Genomic DNA, 19,101 nt, shown 5'->3' on the forward strand with positions numbered 1-19,101 from the left:
TAAGGAGATAATCGTCATCGGCTTTATTTATTGCTCATGGTAGTTTGTTTGGCGACAATTATCAGATCATAAATAAGGCCTTTTTTCTACCTAAAATATAGCGTTATCGCTAAAGATCCTGTCTATGTATAGCTTTACATGAATGATTTTAAAATTGAAAAGTTAGTTGAATCACTAAACTCAGTATTTGATCACATTAATATACTCACGGTTATCATACTTTTGCTGACACGATATAAAGATTTTTTCAATTTTGATTAATCATAGGAGAGGTAAGATGGAAATCAAAATACTGGGAACAGGTTGCACGAAATGTCAGAAACTTTCAGAGGCAACGGTTCAAGCTGTGAAATCTTTGGGTGTTGATGCTGGTGTGTCAAAAGTAACAGATGTTGCTAAAATCATGGAGTATGATGTGATGTCTACCCCAGCTCTAGTGGTAGATGACAAGGTTATATTAAGTGGCAGGCTAGCAAGCGTAGATGAAATCGTATCATTATTAAAAGCGTATACTTAATTGATTCATGCTCATAATGTACTGTCAAAGTGTGTTTAATATTGAGTCTGCTCAGTTTTAAGAACAAAAGTTCTGTGGTGTTCAAGCATAAGATGCTTCTTTATAACAGGCACTAAAACTGATTTTAGTGCCTGTTACCAGCGTTACATAGAGAGGCGCAGTGCAAGTGCTGCAAGCGTGACAAATAACACGGGTAAGGTCATTACAATACCGACTTTGAAATAGTATCCCCAGGTGATTTTAATGTCTTTTTTAGCCAAAACATGCAGCCATAACAAGGTGGCTAAACTACCGATTGGTGTGATTTTAGGGCCCAAATCGCTGCCGATGATATTGGCGTAAATCATTGCTTCTTTAATCACGCCAGTGGCATCGCTGCCATCAATAGACAAGGCGCCAACCAGAACAGTTGGCATGTTATTCATTATGGATGATAAAAACGCGACTAAAAAGCCTGTACCCATGGTCGCAACCCAAAGGCCTTGCTGAGCTAAACTATTTAATATGCTAGATAAGTAGTCGGTTAACCCTGCATTACGCAGACCATAAACCACTAAATACATACCAAGCGAAAACACCACAATTTGCCATGGGGCACCACGAATTACTTTGGTGGTGTCGATGATGTGTCCCTTTTTAGCCACAACAAATAAAATTAATGCCCCAACCGCAGCCACTAAACTGACTGGTACTCCAAGTGGTTCTAGGCCAAAAAATCCAACTAACAGCAGCGCTAATACGCCCCAACCGGTTTTAAAGGTGTGTAAATCTTTAATCGCCTCTTTGGGTTGGCGCAGCTTTTGTACGTCATAAGTGGCAGGAATATCTTTACGGAAAAACCAATGTAACATGATTAATGTGGCAATAATGGCTGCTATATCAACAGGAACCATAACCGCGGCATACTGATTAAACCCAATATCAAAAAAGTCAGCTGACACGATATTAACCAAATTAGAAACAATTAGGGGTAGGCTTGCGGTGTCTGCGATAAAGCCTGCTGCCATGACAAAGGCTAGCGTTGCCCCTTTGCTAAAGCCTAATGCTAATAACATTGCGATGACGATAGGGGTTAATATTAGTGCGGCCCCATCATTGGCAAACAACGCTGACACGCTCGCGCCCAATAGCACAATATAGCTAAACAATAACCGCCCACGACCGTGGCCCCATCGTGCAACATGAAGCGCTGCCCATTCGAAAAAGCCTGACTCATCTAATAATAAACTGATGATAATAATCGCGATAAATGCAGCCGTCGCATTCCAAACAATATCCCATACAACGGGGATATCGCCTAAATGCACTACACCTAACATCAAGGCGAGTATTGCCCCTAAAGAGGCACTCCAGCCAATGCCTAAACCCTTAGGCTGCCAAATGACTAACACTATGGTAAGAACAAAAATGGCTCCGGCCAACCACATACAACCTCCAAAAGATAATTTTCGCTGATGTTATTACTCAAATCCCGTTTTATGCTGTTTCTGATTAGATTTAGCAATAAGTGTTGCGAGATATATATGAAATTTCGCATGTACTATACGCTTGAAATTAATAGAGTCAAATGTGATTAATAATGATTATGCTTGGATATGATTTTGTTAATCAGTAACTAGACCCTCGTGAACGTTTATAAATAATCTGATTTGTCTTCTAATGATTAATCTGGTTTTGGTAAGCTGAAAATGATTTCAAAACTTGATCTGTAATATATGAAATTTCATATATAAGACGGATAATGTTATTACCTAATCACTTGTATGCATAAGTGTTTTGATAACAATATGCTTTAAGGCAGTTTCATTATGTTGCAAATTTTTTCTGATTTGGCAACGTGGTTAACGTTTACAGTCTTTAATTTAGACCCAACTACCAAGCTTGCCGATGCGGTTCATTTCTTTATTGAAGATACTACTAAGATTTTTGCACTGCTTGTGTTGATGATTTACGTCATCGCACTGGTTAGAGCCTCGCTGAATGTTGAACGTGTGAGAGACTATTTAGCCGGCAAAAATCGATTTGTCGGCTATTTTATGGGTTCGTTTTTTGGCTCTGTCACTCCTTTTTGTTCTTGTTCGAGTATTCCTGTGTTTTTAGGCTTCACCTCAGCTGGGATCCCGGTTGGGATCACTATGGCTTTTTTGATTACCTCACCACTGATCAACGAAGTGGCTATTTTGTTACTTATTAGCCTGCTTGGTTGGAAGTTTACCGTTATTTATGTGGTTGTGGGGATGTCGATTGGCATATTAGCCGGGGCATTTTTAGATGCCATTCACGCAGAACGTTGGCTGCAATCTTTCGCGGCTAAAGCGTTAGAGAGGGGCCAGGCAAAAACGAATGATAATCTGCCTAACCAAACCCCATCTACCTCACTGACACTAGCTGAGCTCCATCAATTTGCCAAAGATGAGATGCTCGAAATATTTGCTAGGGTTTGGAAATGGGTCATTATTGGGGTAGGGCTTGGCGCTGCACTCCATGGATTTGTGCCTGATGGCTGGATTGAAACCCATTTAGGTCATGGTCAATGGTGGTCTGTGCCAGCAGCGGTATTGGTGGGTATTCCGTTATATTCCAATGCCACAGGAGTTATTCCTATCATGGAGAGCCTTATTATTAATGGCCTACCCATTGGCACCACCTTGGCGTTCTGTATGGCTACGGTTGCTGCAAGCTTTCCAGAATTCATTTTACTTAAGCAGGTAATGCAATGGCGTTTACTGATGATAGTTTTTAGTATTTTATTGATTTCATTTACCTTAGTTGGGTGGATATTCAATATCATTAGTCCCATGTTATAGCGGCTAAAAATGCAGTTCAGAGTAAATGCATGTGGTAGCTCTCTTTTTACCCTAACACTTAGCTGCTATGCTTAGCGATGAATTAAATGCTAACAATGAGAGCCTAATGGACCAATCTGCTTTTTTAGACGCAATGAATATTACGCGGTGGCGTAGTGCTGATAAGCCGATAAAGCCTTACCTTGTATTACATGATCTTGATGCTGATCTTTCTGATGAATCCCTAATCAATGATGTATTACGGTTATTGGGCGTGAAAATTGAAGAATGTGAATTTGATTGCGAAATGGTCAAAGGCCCTCAAGTGGTTTGGGATATGCGTAAAGTGAAAGTGAGACCACGCGTTGCCTGGATAGTGAGCTCCCCCATAAGTGAATTACCTGTTAATCCGCAAGAGAAGCGGCAACTTTGGCAGCAAATAAGCCTGCATCTTGATAAACAACACACGACAGATGGCGGCCATAATGCACAACACTGAAGCTTATCAAATTGTTCATCTAAGCATAGATGACGTGGCAGCGATGGTTGCCGTTGAAAACCAGGCTCACACTCACCCATGGACAGAGGCTGTTATTGCCGATTGTTTTGGGCCTTTGTACCGTATTATTGGCATTAAACAGCAAGGTGAGTTATTGGGGTTTGCGATTGTGCAGCAGATCATTGACGAAGCGACTTTGCTTGATATTTGTGTTGCGCCCGCTAACCAAGGGCAAGGTTTAGGTTTATTACTTATTCGTCACCTTTTAACTGATGCAAAACAGGCTGAGGCTGTTGTGATGATGCTAGAGGTGCGAGAGTCAAATACTGCGGCCAAAAGTTTGTACGAAAAAGTGGGTTTTGCTGAGTCGGGTAGGCGTAAAAACTATTACCAAACAAGTACTGGTAATGAAGATGCAATTTTGATGGATAAAGCCTTATAAGTTTTATTTTTCAGCAAAAAAACAGCGCTTAATGCGCTGTTTTTATTTGTGTTATTCAAACTCAGTAAGCAGTTATTTTACTTCTTTACCTTGAGCCTGTAAGTCGGCATGGTAACTTGAACGAACTAAAGGTCCGCAAGCTGCATGAGTAAAACCGAGCTCATCAGCGAGTGCTTTTAGCTCATCAAACTCAGCAGGTGGCACGTAGCGCTCAACCGGTAAATGGAATTTAGACGGTTGTAAGTATTGACCAAGGGTAAGCATTTCTACGTTATGAGCTCGTAAGTCTCGCAATACCTGAGCTATCTCTTCGTTGGTTTCACCCAGTCCCATCATTAAGCCCGACTTAGTCGGTACATTTGGGTGGCGCTCTTTAAAGCGTTTTAGTAAGTCTAACGACCACTGATAGTTAGCGCCAGGGCGAGCTTTACGGTAATGCGCTGGTGCTGTTTCAAGATTGTGGTTAAACACATCTGGTGGCTCGGTGGCAAGAATGTCGAGTGCAGCATCAATACGACCACGGAAATCAGGCACTAAAATTTCGATCTTGATTTCTGGGTTTAATAGACGGATTTCGCGGATACAGTCGGCAAAATGTTGCGCGCCACCATCACGTAAGTCATCACGGTCTACAGAGGTGATCACCACGTATTTCAGCTTCATGTCTTTAATGGTTTGCGCGAGCTTTTGTGGCTCTTGTTCATCTGGCTTTAATGGGCGGCCGTGCGCAACGTCGCAAAATGGGCAGCGACGAGTACAAATGGCACCTAAAATCATGAATGTAGCCGTGCCGTGGTTAAAGCATTCAGCAAGGTTAGGGCATGATGCTTCTTCGCAAACTGAGTGCAATCCATTTTTGCGTAAAGCTGATTTGATATCCAAAATACGCTGGTTTGATGCTGGCAGTTTTACGCGTAACCAGTCAGGTTTACGTAACATGGTTTCGCGCTCAGATGGCACCACTTTGACAGGAATACGCGCGACTTTTTCTGCGTCGCGTAGTTTAACACCTGGTTGTAATCTTTCAGGCCTATTCATTATTCTGCTAATCCTTGATGATGTACAAGTTGTTGATAGCCCATAATTTGGCTAAAGGTTTGGATTAATTTTTCGCCGGCTTCTCGAACGGTTTGCGGTCCACCTAAGGCTTTACATTGCACCATTTCTAAACCGGCATAACCACAAGGGTTTATACGTTGGAATGGGGCTAAGTCCATGTCAACATTCAGTGCTAAACCATGGAACGAACAACCTTTACGAATACGAAGCCCTAGGGACGCGACTTTACGTTCGTTAATATACACACCTGGCGCATCGGCTTTTGCATAAGCCTCAATATCATATTGGGCTAACATATCGACGATGCTTTGTTCGATATGATTAACTAGTTGACGTACGCCGAGTTTATTACGTTTGATGTCGATAAGTGGATATACCACTAATTGCCCTGGGCCGTGATAGGTCACTTGACCACCACGATCGACCTGAATAACGGGGATGTTACCTGGGTTGAGAATGTGCTCGCTTTTACCTGCTTGGCCTTGGGTAAATACTGGTGAGTGTTCAACAATCCATAGTTCATCCTGGCTGTCTGCATCTCTTGTGTCAGTATAGTCTTGCATGGCATGCCAAATCGACTCGTAGTCTTGCATGCCTAAATGGCGAATGTGCAAAGTATTTGCTTGCAAGGGCAACGTCTCCCCTAGGTAAATGGTGTGTTTAATTCTTGAGTATTATACTCAAGTTTTACGCAAATGCTGTCTCTTTTGAATTACAGAACGCGTTTAACACCTTCGATAGCGGCAAGATCAATATACGCTTTTTCAATGTGCTCTTTACTGGTCACAGTAATCCGGATTGTGACCGAATAGTAGTTGCCTTTACTCGATGCTTTTACTGTTGGCACGTAGTCACCCGGTGCAAGTTGTTGGGCAACAGCAACAACGCGATCTGCAAGAGTGTCATCGGCATCACCAATCACTTTGAATGGGCATGAGTTCGGAAATTCCATTACTTGGTCAAAAGTGGTATCTAACATTGGCTACTCAATTTGGTTGGTTATCTGTTTAATATGGTGGCGATTATACCCGATTCAAGCCTGATAAGGCTGAAAAAATTAAAGCCGCATAAATGCGGCTTTAATTGGTTGATTCAAATTAGTTTATTAGACTAATTATTCAAACCAGCTCGAAAACATTTGTTTGAAGTAGTCCATCAATTGGCTAAACCAACTGCCTTCTTCTACAGCATTTAACGTAACAAGTGGGTATTGAGCAATGTCTTGACCATCAAGCTGGAAATACACGCGGCCTACTGTTTCGCCTTTTGCTAATGGTGCGGTTAATTCTTTTGTGAGCTCAAAGTTGGCTTGTAAATCTTTAGCTTTACCACGATTTATGGTGATAGGGGTGTCTGTCATTACACCTAGATCAACGGTTTCTCTGTCACCATACCAAATCTTTTGAGTAATAAAAGTATCACCCGCTTTGTATGGGGTAATGGTTTCAAAAAAGCGGAAACCATAGTTAAGCAATTTTTTACTTTCAGCTTTTCGGGCAGACTCGCTTGTAGTACCCATAACCACAGTAATTAAGCGCATACCTTCGCTTGTGCCAGAGGCTACTAAGTTGTAACCCGCACCTGATGTGTGACCCGTTTTAATCCCGTCAACATTTAAACTTTTATCCCACAATAAGCCGTTGCGGTTGTACTGTTTGATACCGTTGTAAGTAAATGACTTTTCAGAATATACGCGGTACTCATCAGGCACGTCACGGATGAGTGCAGCCCCTAATAATGCCATGTCGTATGCAGTGGTTTTGTGGTTTTCTGAATCGAGTCCGTGCGAATTTTCAAAATAACTGTCTTTCATGCCCAACTGTTTGGCCCATGAATTCATTAAATCAACAAACGCACCTTCAGTTCCTGCGATGTGCTCTGCCATTGCCACACAAGCATCATTACCTGATTGAATGACAATACCGCGGTTTAAGTCGTGTACTTTTACTGTTTTGCCGACTTCAATAAACATTTTTGAAGAGTCTGGGAAGTTTTTAGACCAGGCATTTTTGGTGATGGTGACATCATCTTCTAATGAAATATTACCTTCACGAATTTCATGACCAATAACATAGCTAGTCATCATTTTCGTTAAGCTTGCAGGGTTTAGACTTTCGTAGGCGTTTTCTTCAGCGATAACTCGGCCTGAATGATAATCCATTAGTACATAAGCTTTTGCGGCAACACTCGGCGCATCAGGTGTTACCATTGGGGCGCGATTAGGTGTTGGACGAGGGTCTGGCTGTGGCGTTGCTGCAAGCGAAGAAAAAGACACTACAGATGCAAATAGCATTGAAGTGAGTTGAGCGGTCTTGTTAGTCATCATGAATTAGGTACGTCTCTAGTTAGTCGAAGAAAAGACAAAAAAGCCATTTTAATAATTGTTAATGATTATACATGAGTAGACAATCATTTCGCATTAAGGTTCTTTCATTCAATGCAAATCATTAACGTGTTAAGGCACAATAAAACTTTGCGGGTAGCCGTCGGATTGCAATTTATCGAGCAACTTATTGGTTAGGTGAATTTGCTTAATTGGTCCAAGTTGTAATCTGTGTAAACCATTAGCGGAACTAACCCGGTAAGGCACGCCATATTTTGTCTCTAACTGTTTTGCAAGCATGTTTATGCGCAACTTATCTTTAGACGCAGCCACTTGGATAAAGTGATTTTCGTTGTCTTTTAGGTCGCTAATGACTCGCTGTGTTGGTGAAGGTACATATATTGTTTCTATTTCAACTCTAGCAGTGCCTTTGGCTAGCATGCCTAGGTGGTATGCCCCAGCGTAAGACAGGTCAATAACCCGGCCTTCATGAAATGGACCTCTATCATTTACTCGCACAATAATTTGCTTGTTGTTGTCTAAGTTAGTGACTTTTACATAGCTTGGTAGGGGTAAGTTTTTATGCGCCGCTGACATGGTGTACATGTCATAGGTTTCGCCATTTGAGGTTAAGTGGCCATGAAACTTTGAGCCATACCAAGAGGCATGGCCTCGCTCTTTGAAGCCTTTTCCGCTATCTAAAACCTTGTAGTGTTTACCAAGCACTGTGTAATCACGGTTACCTTGGCGGCTGTAAGGTTCATATTTGGGCTGTGCGTTCTTAACTAAGCTAACGTCTGGTGCGTCATCGGGATAGCGGTCGTTTTCCATTTGATAACGGCTTTTGTTAGCCGGTTTATTAACGACATTATTAGTGTCATTAGACGAGCAACTAATTAAAAATCCACTGCAAAAAAGCACAAGTAGAATATGGCGAATAGACATTGGCATGCTGATTTACCTAGCGTTGATAGTGAGCATTAAGTTGCTGGCTAAACTGATAAACCGCCATGGCATAAAGTGGGCTTCTGTTATAGCGAGTAATGACATAAAAGTTTTTAAGACCTAACCAATATTCAGCATTATCGGGTTGCTCTAGCTTAACTAGTAATGCTTTTTGAGAGGCATCAATATCTTGGTTAGTCGCTAAACTCAGCGTGGGGCTTAGGATATCCGATACCTTGTAGTGAAGTTTTTCTTTGGTCCACACTTTGGCCTTGGGGGCTTGAGTTGATGTGTGGTTTAACAACAATGCGACAGGTTGGCCTTTTTGCCACCCGTGTTGATGAAAATAATTGGCTACACTGCCAATCGCATCAGCTTTGCTTGTTAATAGATCTCTTCTACCATCGCCATCAAAATCAACGGCATAATGACGGTAGCTTGATGGGATAAACTGACCATAGCCCATTGCTCCGGCATAAGAGCCTTTGAGTGTGCTGTTGTCGAGTTGTTCTTCTTTAATTAACGACATTAAATTAGCGTACTCACTTCTAAAAAACGTCGCTCTTGGCGGATAATAAAATCCTAAAGTATACAAAGCATCTTGTACTCTGTGGTTACCCATGTAGCCACCATAAAAGGTTTCAATCCCGATAATGGCGACAATTATTTGTGGGTCGACGTTAAATTTTTCAGCCGCTTTGTTGATGACAGCGTGGTTTTCTTTCCAGAAGGCTAAGCCTTTTTCTAAGCGTTTATCGGTTAGAAAAATGGGGTAATACTGATGCCAGGGCTTGGCTTCCCAAGGCTTGGTTATAGCATCGATGATGCTTTGATCAAATGTCGATGTTGCTAAAAATTGTTCTACTTCAGCTTGCTGAACACCTTTACTGATTTGCTCTTTGATAAACGCGGTTTTCAGTGCTTCAGGATCACTGTTAGTGGCAGCATTAGCATGAAAAAGCACACTGCAAAGCAATGTCAGGCTGGCGATTTGTAATGTTATTTTAGCCATTGAACTCTATTCCTATCTGTCGACAAATCGTCTATGTGTTTGAATGCTCATTAAAATACCAAACCCTGTCATTAAGGTTAACATGGAGGTGCCTCCGTAGCTAATCAGTGGGAGTGGGACGCCAACGACCGGTAGAATACCCGATACCATACCAATATTAACAAAAACGTATACAAAAAAGGTTAAGGTAATACTGCCGGCTAATAACCGAGCAAAACTGGTTTGTGCTTGTGAGGCGATAATTAAGCCGCGGCCAATGACAAATAAATACATCGACAGCAGTAATAAGCTCCCAATCAATCCAAATTCTTCGCCGATCACCGCAAAAATAAAGTCGGTATGACGCTCTGGCAAAAACTCCAATTGCGACTGCGTGCCGTTGAGCCAACCTTTGCCCCATACTCCACCTGAGCCAATACCAATTTTTGATTGGATAATATGATAACCTGCGCCGAGTGGATCTTGTTCTGGATTAAATAAGGTTAATACCCTTGTGCGTTGATAATCGTGCATTAAGAAAAACCACAATATGGGCAGAAACAACAGTACTGCGGCGACGGCGCCACCCACAATAATCCAGCTCATTCCCGACATAAACAATACAAACACGCCTGATGCGGCAACCAATATCGAGGTGCCTAAATCAGGTTGTTTGGCGATGAGTAACGTGGGGATCAATAAAATCACGACGCCGCCAGCAAGATAGCGTTTTTTAGGGGGGAGGGGGAATTTGCTGATGTACCAGGCCATGGTGATTGGAAAGGCCAGCTTGATTAACTCTGAAGGTTGAAACTCCATAAAGCCTAAGTTTAACCAGCGTTGCGCGCCTTTATTGATGGTGCCAAATAATTCAACGCCAAGTAGTAACACCACCCCAGCTAAATAAATAGGTAAAGCCCAGCGTCGTAATATTTCTGGGTTAATTTGAGCAAAACAAAACATTACACCGAGCGATAATGTCATACGCACCAATTGGCGCTCCATCATGGCTGGGTCTTCACCACTGGCTGAATAAATCACAAATAAACCGAATAGCATGATCACTAAAATGCCACAAAGTAGCGGCAGATCTATGTGTATTTTTTGCCAAAATGACTGTTGATGTGGATGATTATTCAAGGTTTGATTGCCCATTCGTCACGTAAAATGTACTCATCGAGTAATGCCCTTGCTAATGGCCCAGCGTTTGCGCCACCCCATCCCGCATTTTCTAACACCACTGCTAACACAATGCGTGGGTTTTCGTATGGGGCATAAGCAATAATTAAGGCGTTATCTCGTAAGTGCTCTGCAATTTTATCCGCGTCGTATTTTTGATCTTTAGCAACACTAAAGACCTGGGCTGTACCGGTTTTCATGGCTGCGGTGTAAGTGGCATCGGTAAAGCGAGATTTGTCTGCAGTTTGACGCATTGCTTCATTGATAATGTCCCAATTACGAGGGTTTTTTAGCTCAATGGGTGGCAGCTCATCAACCGGAGTGTCAATTTTAACGGTATTGTTTTTAAATGACTTTAATAAGTGCGGAGTAAAGCGCTTACCTTTATTAGCCATAATGGCCGCGGCGTTAGCCAGTTGCAATGGTGTGGTTGTCCAATAGCCTTGACCAATACCCACTGAAATGGTGTCGCCATTATACCAAGGCTGGTTATATCGCATACGTTTCCAGTCTCGTGAAGGCATTACACCTTCGGACTCTTCAAAAATATCAATCCCGGTACTTTTACCAAATCCAAATGGTTCCATAAATGTCGCCATTTTATCGATACCGACTTTGTACACTAAGTCGTAGAAATAAATATCGCACGAGTCGACAATGGCATGATAGATGTCTACCCAGCCATGGCCCCATTTTTTCCAGTCGCGCCATTTACGTTCAACACCAGGCATTTGCCAGTAGCCAGGATCCCATACTCTGGTGCGTTCGTTGATGATTCTTTCTTCTAACCCTAGTAATGCCACATGCGGTTTGACGGTTGATGCAGGTGAATATTGGCCTTGTGTAGAGCGATTGATTAACGGGCGAGATTTGTCATTTAATAAGTCTGAATAGGCTTTTGCACTAATACCATGCACAAATTGGTTTGGATCGTACGATGGGCTTGAGACCATAGCTAAAACGCCGCCATCACGAGGGTCTAATGCCACTACAGAACCTCGACGACCGGCTAATAACTCCATTGCCTTTTGTTGTAGTTTTAAGTCTAACGTTAAGTAAATGTCTTGCCCTGGGAGTGGTGGCGTTACTTTTAAGGTGCGAATAACACGGCCACGGTTATTTACTTCTTCTTCGAGGTGCCCCGGAATACCGTGCAGTAAGCCCTCATAGTATTTTTCAATGCCTTGCTTACCAATGTCTTTCGTGGCGGCGTAATTTTTCCATTGCTGACTTTTTTCGAGCTGCGCTTTGTCACGTGTGTTAATTTTACCCACATACCCAAGAACATGAGTCATGAGTTCATTGTAAGGGTAATGGCGTTTTAAGCCCGCTTCGACATAAAGTCCGGGAAATTTATGCTGGTTTACGCTGAAGGTGGCAACTTGTTCTTCAGTGAGTTTATTTTTGATGGTTAACGGCTTAAAGCGTCGATGAAATTTAAGCAATTCGGTGATGTTTTCACGTTCTTCAGGCGTTAATGCGATCAGTGTGTTTAGCTCATCGAGAGTGGCATTGATGTCGCTCACTTTCTCTGGAATGAGTTCAAGTGAATAATAAGGCTGATTTTCTGCCAATAAGACACCGTGGCGGTCGTAAATTAAGCCACGACTTGGTGCAGTAGGGACAACTCGGATCCGATTGTCATTTGAGCGTGTTTCATAGTCTTTATAAGACACAACTTGTAAATGATATAGATTGGAAAATAGCACGCAAAGCAGAACAAATACGCAAATAAACGTAAACAATGCACGGCGTTTAAATAGCGCTGCTTCTGCGGCGTGATCATGCATGGTAATGCGCTTTTTTGGCGGCACTTATGCTATCCCCGTCGTTATCAAATAGAAAGTTGAATAAAAAAAATCACTGTATCAGCTGGCGAATATGAAAAAAAGGGTTACATGATAATCATTACCAATAAGCTTAATTATCGATGACACTGAATTATTCTCTGTGATACGGATGGTTGTTGTTAATGCTCCAGGCACGATATAGGCTTTCGGCAACAATAACCCTAACCAATGGGTGAGGTAAGGTGAGTGCTGATAAACACCAGCTTTGGTTGGCCGCCTCTTTACAAGCAGGTGAGAGTCCTTCTGGGCCACCAATGAGTAAGCTGACATCTCTTCCGTCTAATTGCCACTTTGTCATTTGCTCGGCAAGATCTGGTGTTGTCCAGTTTTTGCCGGGTAAATCTAAACTGACAATATGATTCCCTTTGGCTACCGCCGCTAGCATTAATTCGCCTTCTTTTTGTAAAATTCGGGCTATGTCAGCATTTTTTCCGCGTTTTCCCGCAGGGATTTCGACAAGTTCCAAGGCCATATCTCGGGGAAAACGGCGTTGATATTCTTCGAAACCTCGGGTAACCCAGTCAGGCATTTTGGTGCCAACGGCAATAAGTTGTAACTTCATTAGGCGCTATGTTCAGACCATAGTTTTTCAAGCTCGTAGTAATCACGAGTTTGTTCTTGCATCACATGCAAAATAACTGAACCTAAATCAACCAATACCCATTCGCTGCTGTCACGGCCTTCAACACCTAAAGGCTGCTCGCCAGCTTCTTTAGCTGACACAATGACGTGCTCTGCGATTGAACGAACGTGAGTTTTTGATGTACCAGTACAGATGATCATGGTGTCTGTAATGGTTGACTGCTTAGTCACATCTAAAACAGTGATGTTTTTTGCTTTTAAATCATCGATTTTATCGATGACGAAATCTTTTAGCTCGGTGCCTTGCACGCGAAGTACCTCATTAGTAAAAATTAACGGAGTATTATACTCAAATTCGCTGCAAATGCGCAATTAAGCTTATTTAATCCGAGTTAAATTTATCTTTTGAGTTAGCGGTACAAATGATGCTGTTCAATATAGTTACGTGTACTGGGGTGCAACACAGATTGCAAGTCAGTATGTTGATGTAATCGCTGGCGTATTTCGGTTGATGAAATATCAATGAGCTGACTGTTCACACTGAATATTTTACCGTGCTTAATTTGATGATTATCGTTAATAGATGCGTGTCTAAATAACAGCTGTTTGGCCATTTCGCTGTGCTCTTCGAGTTTCCAGCCTGGGCGCTGACACAGGGCGATGTGGCATAATGAAAACAGTGACTGCCATTGATACCAAAGTGGTAACTGGATAAAAGAGTCCATACCCATAATAAAAAAGAATTCATGCTCAGGATATTGCTGTGTGAGTAATGTTAGCGTTGTTACACTATAGGATGGAGTATCGCGCTTAATTTCGATATCGCATAGTTGAAAGTCACTGTAATGTTGGCACACAAGTTTGACCATCTCAATACGATGGAAACTGCTCACCATGGTGGTATTTTTATGCGGAGGAATGTGGTTTGGCATTAGCCAAATTTGATCTAGGTTAAGCTGTTGTTTGACGTCTAAAGCCGGATTGATGTGTCCTAGGTGGATGGGATCAAATGTGCCACCTAATATTCCAATGCGCATGTGAAGTCCTTGCTTGTGAGAATACTTAGTCAGCTAACTCGATGTGAGCCAAGCGGTTGTGAGCGCGAGGGTCGAATAAAATGCAAAAATGGCTGATGCCAACCCAATCCTCTATGCCTTTTTGTTTCAGGTTTAGCTCAAGTTGTGAAGCAAATGCCAACATGTGTTCAATTTGATCGAGATCTAATCGTGTCAGTGCGGCTTGATAAAGTGGTTTGCGTTTGTCCCAAATACGGTGTTTACCCCACAACTGATTTATCTGTTCACCCTGATGAAGTGCGAGTTTTAAAGTGAGCAGTAGATTGATTTCTTTAAATAATGCCCACATTAGGATGGGCATTGCTGTCCCTTCTGCCTGTAGCTGTGCCAGCATGTGTTGTGCATGCTTTTGATGATTAGCCAGTATCGCATCGCAAAGTTGAAACACACTAAAACGGGATTGGTCTTCAAAATACTCGCTCAGTTGTTCTGGCGTGATTTGTTGCTTAGGGCTTAACAGCTGCAACATTTGCATAGCTTGTTCTGCCGCTAATAAATTACCTTCAAATAAGGTAAATAGCATGGCTTTGGCATCATGGTTTACTATGAGGCTGTAATGAGCAATTCGGCTGTCGAGCCAGCGTTCAAACTGTTTGCCTTCTGGTGTGGTGCAAGGTAAATATATGCCTTTGGCATCTAGCGATTTAAACCATTTACTGTTGGTTTGTTCAATCCCCGCTTTGGGCCCTTGTACAATTAACAGCATATCTGGGTTTGGGTGTTGTAACAGCGTTTGAAATGCCGCAGCACCGTCGGTTCCTGGTTTGCCTTGTGGTAGGGTTAACTCAATGATCCTGCGATCGGCAAATAAACTCATTGCTTGCCATTCTTGGGTTAAATCACTCCAATTGAACCCGGTTTCCTGGCTGAGTTGTACTCGCTCCTCAAACCCTTGTTTTTTGGCTGCGGTTAAAATTTGTTGTTTGCAGTTTTCAATCAACCAAGGATCATCACCAAATAATAAAAAACAATCAGGTAAGTTTTTTAGGTGTTGTTTGAGTTGATCGGGGTAGACCCGCATTATTTTGCTCCAATCGATGCCAGGGTCTGGATAATATAATCTGCGGCTTGGACCCGCATTTCTTTTACCAGTAATTCCATTTCACGGCTTTTAGCAAGCGCTGTGCGTGGATCGTCTTGATAATCACGGCGAATTTCAGTGTCAAACTCTTGTACTTCTTCACCAGGAAAAGTCACTGAGTAATGAACCACATAGATTAATTCATATTCTGCAACATTACCCGTTGGATAAAGAGAAAGTGTGGCGCGCTCAAGCGAGTCGTTGATTAATCGAAGTGTTGGTGTTTTTTCGGCGGCGTCGACCAGGCTAATACGGTTGATACGCAATCTGTCACGAACTAAACGGGTTAATTCGCTGTATTCATCTGTGCTACTTAAGTGCAGTTGTGCTAATTCTGCAGGAATAGAGTAGCTGCGCTGCAATTTAAAGCCGCATCCGGCACTGGTTAGCAGCACCATTGTCATTATGGCTAAACAGATTTTATTGGCTAGCATAGTGAGGAGAGGCGTCCTTGTATATGTACGGAATAACATAAAACACTTATCGCGTACTTTATGATAGATGACGCCCCGTGAGCGTTAAACACGCTCACAGGGCGTAGTCTTTTAGTTTGCGACAATGCTCAACAGTTTGCCTGGCACGTAAATTACTTTACGAATGCTTAGGCCTTCAGTGTGCTTTTGTACGTGTTCATCACTCATGCCAAGTGCTTCAACATCTTCTTTTGATGCATCTGCTGCAACAGTGATTTTTGCACGCACTTTACCGTTAACTTGAACCACAATCAGTTTACTGTCTTCAACTAATGCGGATTCGTCGACTTCTGGCCAGCGGCTGTCTTCGATGTTGTTTGCATTACCTAGCTCTTTCCACACGGTAAAGGCAATGTGTGGCACGATTGGGTAAAGCAGGCGTGTCACAGCACTGAGCGCTTCAGTTAGCAAGGCACGGTCTTGTGCACTTTCTTGTGGTGCTTTTAGCAGGTGATTCATCAATTCCATGATTGAGGCAACTGCTGTGTTAAACATTTGACGACGGCTAATGTCATCGCTGACTTTAGCAATTGTTTTATGTAATTCACGGCGTAGTGCTTTTTGATCAGCGGTTAATTTGCTGGTATCAAGTGCTTCAGTAGGACCTGCTGTTACATGGTCGCTAGCCAGTTTCCAGAAACGCTTAATAAAGCGGTGCGCGCCTTCAACGCCAGACTCTTGCCATTCAAGTGTTAGCTCTGGAGGTGAGGCAAACATCATAAATAAACGGACAGTGTCAGCACCGTATTTTTCAACCATCACTTGTGGGTCGATACCGTTATTTTTTGATTTAGACATCTTGCACATACCGGTATAAACCAGTTCGTTACCTTGATTGTCTACCGCTTTAAGAATACGGCCTTTGTCGTCTTTTTCTTCTACGGTTACGTCTAATGGCGACACCCAAATACGAGCGCCTTTATCGTTGGTGTAGTAGTAAGCGTCAGCTAATACCATGCCTTGAGTTAATAACTGTTTGGCTGGCTCATTACTGTTCACTAAACCGGCATCACGCAATAACTTGTGGAAGAAACGGAAGTAAAGTAAATGCATACACGCGTGTTCAATACCACCAATGTATTGATCAACCGGTAACCAGTAATTGGCTTTAGCTGGATCTAACATTTCATCAGCATGTGGGCTACAGTAACGCGCGTAGTACCAAGATGATTCCATAAAGGTATCAAAGGTATCGGTTTCGCGAAGTGCAGCTTGGCCATTGACTGTGGTTTCTGCCCAGGCTTTATCGGCTTTAATTGGGCTTTGGATCCCGTCCATCACCACATCTTCTGGAAGAATAACCGGCAGTTGCTCTTCTGGTGTTGGGATCACAGTACCGTCAGCCAGGGTTACCATTGGGATAGGCGCACCCCAGTAACGTTGACGAGAAACACCCCAATCGCGTAGACGATAGTTAACCTGACGTTTACCTTTACCTTCAGCGGTTAAGCGAGCGTCGATGGTGTCAAATGCGGCTTGAAACTCTAAGCCGTCTAATTCTGGGAATGCGTTGCCAGAATTAAATACCACGCCTTTTTCTGTGAAAGCTTCTTTGCTGACGTCTAACTCACCTTCAAGCGGTTTAATTACAGCTTCAATGGCTAGGTTGTACTTGGTAGCAAACTCATAATCACGTTGATCATGGGCAGGCACTGACATCACTGCACCTGTGCCGTAATTCATTAGCACAAAGTTAGCAACCCAAATTGGCACAAGCTTGCCTGAAATAGGGTGCACGGCGTTTAAGCCCGTTGCCACGCCTTTTTTCTCCATAGAGGCCATGGCGGCTTCTGTGGTGTCAGCGTTTTTGCATTCTTCTAAAAACGCCGCCAACTGCGGGTTGTTCTCTGCCGCTTGAATTGCAAGTGGGTGACCCGCTGCAATGGCAACATAGGTCACACCCATTAATGTGTCAGGGCGAGTGGTATAGATATCAAAACTTGCGTCACTGTCTGCTACCGCAAAGGTCATTTCTATACCTTCACTGCGGCCAATCCAGTTACGCTGCATGGCTTTAACCTGTTCAGGCCAGCCATCTAATGTGTCGATGTCGTTAAGCAGTTCTTCCGCGTAGTCAGTAATTTTAATAAACCATTGCGGAATTTCTTTTTGCACCACTTCAGTGTCACAGCGCCAGCAACAACCGTCTTGTACTTGCTCGTTAGCCAGTACAGTTTCGTCGTTTGGACACCAGTTTACTGATGAGGTTTTTTTGTAAACTAAGCCTTTTTCATACAACTTAGTGAAAAACCATTGCTCCCAACGATAATACTCAGGCGTACAAGTGGCTATTTCACGGCTCCAGTCATAACCAAAGCCTAATAATTTAAGCTGGTTTTTCATGTAGTCGATATTTTCGTATGTCCAAGGTGCTGGCGAAGTCTTATTATTGATTGCGGCGTTTTCTGCTGGCAAACCAAATGAGTCCCAGCCAATCGGTTGCAACACATTTTTACCTTGCAAACGTTGGTAACGAGCCACAACATCACCTATGGTGTAGTTACGGACGTGGCCCATGTGAAGACGACCTGAAGGATACGGGAACATAGAAAGACAATAGAACTTTTCTTTGCTTTCATCTTCAGTCACTTCAAAGGTTTTATGTTCTTGCCAGTGCTTTTGCACTATGGCTTCAATTTCTGAGGGATTATATTGCTCTTGCATCAATCTATTTCCGGCCATGCCGCCCATTGTTTGATCTAACGCTCAACAGCGCGATTTATAACTGCATAGAATAAACCAGAAGTGATCTATTAAAAAGGTGCGTATTAAGGAGTATTACTTATGAGTGGAAAAAGTTCAGCACTATTAGCCTTATATCAATCACTATTTGAACAGGTTAAAACCACGTTCGATAAAGATAACTCATTGACAGCTAAAAGTTTGTTTAAATCTGTTACTCAAGGAAAAGCATATTTACAACTAAAATCAAATGCCGATGAAGAAGAGTTAGCTCTAGTAGAAGAATTTTTAAAGCGAGACATCGCAGACTTTTTAAATGAAAAAAACGCCGATAATTTTAGTTTTAGTCCAACGGTTATTGGTATTGAGAACACGTTATGGCGGTGGCTCAGTGAAATAACTGACAGAAGCCAGGTTGAGTGGCACGAGTTACTGCAAGATTTTAAGCATCATGGGGTTTATAAGTCTGGGGAAATCATTAACCAAGGAAAGTTGAAGTGCAATAAGTGTGGTCACGAAATGCAAATCGATTTTCCTGGGGTAATCCCCGATTGCCCTAAATGTGACTTTGATGAATTTTCACGCGAGCCACTCACACCATAAAGGCCCTAGTTTG

At 42.6% G+C, this 19,101-nt stretch carries 20 protein-coding genes; 5 read left to right on the forward strand and 15 right to left on the reverse strand.

All coding sequences use genetic code 11. The features are described 5' to 3' along the window. Positions 1–277 precede the first annotated feature (277 nt). Complete coding sequence (locus tag IEW93_RS11015) at positions 278–517, forward strand: thioredoxin family protein (RefSeq protein ID WP_188739383.1); 240 nt, start codon at positions 278–280, stop codon at positions 515–517. Between the two features lie 143 nt (positions 518–660). Here IEW93_RS11015 and IEW93_RS11020 read toward each other — a convergent pair whose 3' ends face one another. Further along, positions 661–1,944 carry an arsenic transporter gene (locus tag IEW93_RS11020; protein WP_188739384.1) on the reverse strand — a complete coding sequence of 428 codons (1,284 nt, stop codon included), beginning with the start codon at positions 1,942–1,944 and terminating at the stop codon, positions 661–663. A 381-nt stretch (positions 1,945–2,325) separates the two neighbouring features. Here IEW93_RS11020 and IEW93_RS11025 point away from each other — a divergent pair, with 381 nt between their 5' ends. From IEW93_RS11025 to rimI, 3 genes are all read left to right on the forward strand, one after another. After that, entirely contained in the window at positions 2,326–3,324 is a 999-nt protein-coding gene (locus IEW93_RS11025) for a permease (RefSeq protein WP_188739385.1), read from the forward strand. A gap of 106 nt (positions 3,325–3,430) precedes the next feature. Then, positions 3,431–3,802: a DNA polymerase III subunit psi gene (locus IEW93_RS11030; RefSeq protein ID WP_188739386.1), complete on the forward strand. Its 372-nt coding sequence runs from the start codon at positions 3,431–3,433 to the stop codon at positions 3,800–3,802. Further along, positions 3,789–4,244 (forward strand): ribosomal protein S18-alanine N-acetyltransferase, encoded by a 456-nt coding sequence (gene rimI / locus IEW93_RS11035; RefSeq protein WP_188739387.1) that lies wholly within the window; start codon positions 3,789–3,791, stop codon positions 4,242–4,244. Before IEW93_RS11030 ends, rimI begins: the two co-directional genes overlap by 14 nt. Before the next feature lie 72 nt (positions 4,245–4,316). Here rimI and lipA read toward each other — a convergent pair whose 3' ends face one another. The 14 genes from lipA to leuS all read right to left on the reverse strand — a co-directional run bounded on the left by lipA (position 4,317) and on the right by leuS (position 18,467). Further along, on the reverse strand, positions 4,317–5,282 hold the full coding sequence (lipA, locus tag IEW93_RS11040) for a lipoyl synthase (protein WP_188739388.1): 966 nt from the start codon (positions 5,280–5,282) through the stop codon (positions 4,317–4,319). Continuing rightward, positions 5,282–5,932 carry a lipoyl(octanoyl) transferase LipB gene (lipB, locus tag IEW93_RS11045; protein ID WP_188739389.1) on the reverse strand — a complete coding sequence of 217 codons (651 nt, stop codon included), beginning with the start codon at positions 5,930–5,932 and terminating at the stop codon, positions 5,282–5,284. Before lipB ends, lipA begins: the two co-directional genes overlap by 1 nt. A gap of 83 nt (positions 5,933–6,015) precedes the next feature. Continuing rightward, the gene (ybeD, locus tag IEW93_RS11050) at positions 6,016–6,282 is read right to left on the reverse strand and encodes a DUF493 family protein YbeD (RefSeq protein WP_188739390.1); all 267 of its coding nucleotides are present in this window, start codon (positions 6,280–6,282) and stop codon (positions 6,016–6,018) included. A 135-nt stretch (positions 6,283–6,417) separates the two neighbouring features. Further along, positions 6,418–7,629, reverse strand: a complete 1,212-nt coding sequence (locus tag IEW93_RS11055; RefSeq protein ID WP_188739391.1) for a serine hydrolase — start codon at positions 7,627–7,629, stop codon at positions 6,418–6,420. Between the two features lie 129 nt (positions 7,630–7,758). After that, positions 7,759–8,571, reverse strand: a complete 813-nt coding sequence (locus IEW93_RS11060) for a septal ring lytic transglycosylase RlpA family protein (RefSeq protein WP_188739488.1) — start codon at positions 8,569–8,571, stop codon at positions 7,759–7,761. Positions 8,572–8,587: 16 nt separating this feature from the next. After that, on the reverse strand, positions 8,588–9,583 hold the full coding sequence (gene mltB, locus IEW93_RS11065; RefSeq protein ID WP_188739392.1) for a lytic murein transglycosylase B: 996 nt from the start codon (positions 9,581–9,583) through the stop codon (positions 8,588–8,590). A 12-nt stretch (positions 9,584–9,595) separates the two neighbouring features. Beyond that, a complete protein-coding gene (gene rodA, locus IEW93_RS11070) occupies positions 9,596–10,717 on the reverse strand; it encodes a rod shape-determining protein RodA (protein WP_373284914.1) in 1,122 nt (373 codons plus the stop codon). Further along, positions 10,699–12,555: a penicillin-binding protein 2 gene (gene mrdA / locus IEW93_RS11075; protein ID WP_188739394.1), complete on the reverse strand. Its 1,857-nt coding sequence runs from the start codon at positions 12,553–12,555 to the stop codon at positions 10,699–10,701. The genes rodA and mrdA overlap by 19 nt, the downstream gene beginning before the upstream one ends. 127 nt (positions 12,556–12,682) lie before the next feature. After that, entirely contained in the window at positions 12,683–13,153 is a 471-nt protein-coding gene (rlmH, locus tag IEW93_RS11080; RefSeq protein WP_188739395.1) for a 23S rRNA (pseudouridine(1915)-N(3))-methyltransferase RlmH, read from the reverse strand. Next, entirely contained in the window at positions 13,153–13,482 is a 330-nt protein-coding gene (gene rsfS, locus IEW93_RS11085; protein ID WP_188739396.1) for a ribosome silencing factor, read from the reverse strand. The genes rlmH and rsfS overlap by 1 nt, the downstream gene beginning before the upstream one ends. Before the next feature lie 101 nt (positions 13,483–13,583). Then, on the reverse strand, positions 13,584–14,210 hold the full coding sequence (gene nadD, locus IEW93_RS11090) for a nicotinate-nucleotide adenylyltransferase (RefSeq protein WP_188739397.1): 627 nt from the start codon (positions 14,208–14,210) through the stop codon (positions 13,584–13,586). A gap of 25 nt (positions 14,211–14,235) precedes the next feature. After that, on the reverse strand, positions 14,236–15,270 hold the full coding sequence (gene holA, locus IEW93_RS11095) for a DNA polymerase III subunit delta (protein ID WP_188739398.1): 1,035 nt from the start codon (positions 15,268–15,270) through the stop codon (positions 14,236–14,238). After that, positions 15,270–15,764, reverse strand: a complete 495-nt coding sequence (locus tag IEW93_RS11100) for an LPS-assembly lipoprotein LptE (RefSeq protein WP_188739399.1) — start codon at positions 15,762–15,764, stop codon at positions 15,270–15,272. The genes holA and IEW93_RS11100 overlap by 1 nt, the downstream gene beginning before the upstream one ends. A 111-nt stretch (positions 15,765–15,875) precedes the next feature. Next, on the reverse strand, positions 15,876–18,467 hold the full coding sequence (gene leuS / locus IEW93_RS11105) for a leucine--tRNA ligase (protein ID WP_188739489.1): 2,592 nt from the start codon (positions 18,465–18,467) through the stop codon (positions 15,876–15,878). Between the two features lie 120 nt (positions 18,468–18,587). Here leuS and IEW93_RS11110 point away from each other — a divergent pair, with 120 nt between their 5' ends. Beyond that, positions 18,588–19,088: a zinc ribbon-containing protein gene (locus IEW93_RS11110; protein WP_188739400.1), complete on the forward strand. Its 501-nt coding sequence runs from the start codon at positions 18,588–18,590 to the stop codon at positions 19,086–19,088. Positions 19,089–19,101: the final 13 nt, after the last annotated feature.

It is taken from the genome of Shewanella inventionis (assembly GCF_014641855.1).
Taxonomy (GTDB): Bacteria; Pseudomonadota; Gammaproteobacteria; order Enterobacterales; family Shewanellaceae; genus Shewanella; species Shewanella inventionis.

Excerpts from the sequence above, each read along its gene's own strand:
- IEW93_RS11015 (WP_188739383.1), top strand. The coding sequence starts at position 278 with ATGGAAATCAAAATACTGGGAACAGGTTGCACGAAATGTCAGAAACTT.
- IEW93_RS11020 (WP_188739384.1), bottom strand. The coding sequence starts at position 1,944 with ATGTGGTTGGCCGGAGCCATTTTTGTTCTTACCATAGTGTTAGTCATT.
- IEW93_RS11025 (WP_188739385.1), top strand. The coding sequence starts at position 2,326 with ATGTTGCAAATTTTTTCTGATTTGGCAACGTGGTTAACGTTTACAGTC.
- IEW93_RS11030 (WP_188739386.1), top strand. The coding sequence starts at position 3,431 with ATGGACCAATCTGCTTTTTTAGACGCAATGAATATTACGCGGTGGCGT.
- rimI (WP_188739387.1), top strand. The coding sequence starts at position 3,789 with ATGCACAACACTGAAGCTTATCAAATTGTTCATCTAAGCATAGATGAC.
- lipA (WP_188739388.1), bottom strand. The coding sequence starts at position 5,282 with ATGAATAGGCCTGAAAGATTACAACCAGGTGTTAAACTACGCGACGCA.
- ybeD (WP_188739390.1), bottom strand. The coding sequence starts at position 6,282 with ATGTTAGATACCACTTTTGACCAAGTAATGGAATTTCCGAACTCATGC.
- IEW93_RS11055 (WP_188739391.1), bottom strand. The coding sequence starts at position 7,629 with ATGATGACTAACAAGACCGCTCAACTCACTTCAATGCTATTTGCATCT.
- IEW93_RS11060 (WP_188739488.1), bottom strand. The coding sequence starts at position 8,571 with ATGTCTATTCGCCATATTCTACTTGTGCTTTTTTGCAGTGGATTTTTA.
- mltB (WP_188739392.1), bottom strand. The coding sequence starts at position 9,583 with ATGGCTAAAATAACATTACAAATCGCCAGCCTGACATTGCTTTGCAGT.
- rodA (WP_373284914.1), bottom strand. The coding sequence starts at position 10,717 with ATGGGCAATCAAACCTTGAATAATCATCCACATCAACAGTCATTTTGG.
- rlmH (WP_188739395.1), bottom strand. The coding sequence starts at position 13,153 with ATGAAGTTACAACTTATTGCCGTTGGCACCAAAATGCCTGACTGGGTT.
- nadD (WP_188739397.1), bottom strand. The coding sequence starts at position 14,210 with ATGCGCATTGGAATATTAGGTGGCACATTTGATCCCATCCACCTAGGA.
- holA (WP_188739398.1), bottom strand. The coding sequence starts at position 15,270 with ATGCGGGTCTACCCCGATCAACTCAAACAACACCTAAAAAACTTACCT.
- IEW93_RS11100 (WP_188739399.1), bottom strand. The coding sequence starts at position 15,764 with ATGCTAGCCAATAAAATCTGTTTAGCCATAATGACAATGGTGCTGCTA.
- leuS (WP_188739489.1), bottom strand. The coding sequence starts at position 18,467 with ATGCAAGAGCAATATAATCCCTCAGAAATTGAAGCCATAGTGCAAAAG.
- IEW93_RS11110 (WP_188739400.1), top strand. The coding sequence starts at position 18,588 with ATGAGTGGAAAAAGTTCAGCACTATTAGCCTTATATCAATCACTATTT.